The sequence below is a fragment of the Dapis brunnea BLCC-M229 genome (genome assembly GCF_050015995.1).
Classification (GTDB): domain Bacteria; phylum Cyanobacteriota; class Cyanobacteriia; order Cyanobacteriales; family Microcoleaceae; genus Trichodesmium.
This window is the reverse complement of sequence record NZ_JBNHEP010000063.1, coordinates 1-1,623: the sequence shown is the minus strand read 5'-3', so window position 1 is coordinate 1,623 and position 1,623 is coordinate 1. Positions and strand designations below refer to the sequence as shown.

1 protein-coding gene is annotated in these 1,623 nt (G+C 34.1%); it reads right to left on the bottom strand.

Annotated elements, in window-relative coordinates; all coding sequences use genetic code 11:
- Positions 1 to 59: 59 nt before the first annotated feature.
- On the bottom strand, positions 60 to 1,430 hold the full coding sequence (locus ACP6PM_RS07475; protein WP_426583277.1) for a GTP-binding protein: 1,371 nt from the start codon (positions 1,428 to 1,430) through the stop codon (positions 60 to 62).
- Positions 1,431 to 1,623: the final 193 nt, after the last annotated feature.

Here is a 1,623-nt window from a genome sequence, read left to right as displayed (position 1 = left end):
ATAATAAGTATTCAACCGGATTTGATATTACTTCTTCCTTCTTACTTCTTCCTTCTTCCTTATTTCTTGAATAATTCCTGTTGTAAACGATAAATTATCGTATCCGGTTCTACCTGACTTAAAATATCCTGAATAACAATATCTTGCCCCAAAAGTCCCCAAGTACAACCCTTTTCCAAATAAATCTTAGTAGCACGACCAATAGCATAAGTTCCATAAGCAGCAATAGAAGCTTGAGTAATAGCAACTCCTGCATAAGAAGTAATATCAACCTTTCCTAAACCTAATAATAAACTACTTCCCAAATCACCCAACAATATACCACCAGCACTAAAAATAATTATTTTCCAAAGTTTACCTGCTTCATAGCTAGTCATCGGCAAATTATAAAGACGAGACAAAGAACGAATTAATGCTAAATCTATTACTGTAGTTCCAACTACATCAATAACAGAAATAGGATTAAGAGCAACAGCTAACGCTTTATACTTAGCAAAATTCCAAATTAAATCATCAGCTTCATTTTGTTTGATCTTAACAGTTTTATGAGCAATACTTACCTCAGCTTCTTTCGCTTGAAGTAAGGCATTTAAAGCTAACAGCGATCGCCCTTCCCGCTCTAAAATAGTAATTATTTTTTGTTTTAACTCATCTATTTGAGGAGGCAAAGTTTCCCTCTCGTGAGTCACATTACCATCAGACCATTCAATTCTTACAGGTATAGGGTTTGGTTCTGCTGCTACCATTACTACTTCGGAAGGATAGTAAATATCCTCTAATTCTCCTAACTGATGAACAGCAATTTTTTGTAAATTCTGATAAATTTTTCGTCGTTCCGTTTCCGAATATAAATCTACTTTATTAAATACTAAAATTAACGGCTTTTTAGCCTTCCTTAACTCAGACAAAGCATCATATTCAGTCCGAGTAATATCCCCAGAAACAACAAATAAAATTAAATCAGCTTGGCGAGTAACTTCCTTCGCCATTTCTCCACGAACTTGACCTGCTACTTCATCTAATCCTGGAGTATCTATTAAGTCTACTTTGACTACTTCTTCTTGATTGGAATTAAGAAAAATACTGGGAGTCCATCTAATAGAACGCGGCCATTGAGTTACGCCATTAAGAGGACCTGTTTCTAATATTTTTTCACCTAATAAAGCGTTTAATACTGCTGATTTACCACGACTTACCAGACCAAAAACAGCTATTTGAATTACTCCTTGGTCGAGCTTATCAATATTTGATTTTAATAGGTCTAATTGAGTTTTGATAGTAGATGATAATTCAGGGTTAGTTGTTTTTTGTGCAGCATTTTGCCCGACAGAATATCTATTTAAAGCTTTTCGTAAACTTGCTCTAGCTCGCTTCCAATGAAGTTGACTTTGTTTACGATAACTTTCTGTTGGTTGAGAATTTTCTGTAATTATTTCTGGGTAAATATTTGAGTTATTCAACGTTAGACTTGCCTTAGATAATTAGGAAATCAAAGTATCATTATAGCAATATAGCAATTATGACTGACGGATCTGCTTTTTGTTGATATTTTACGTTGGTGTCATTTTATATCATGTCTCTTTGAATACCCACAATAAAAAATTGAGGGAACACTTAACTGGG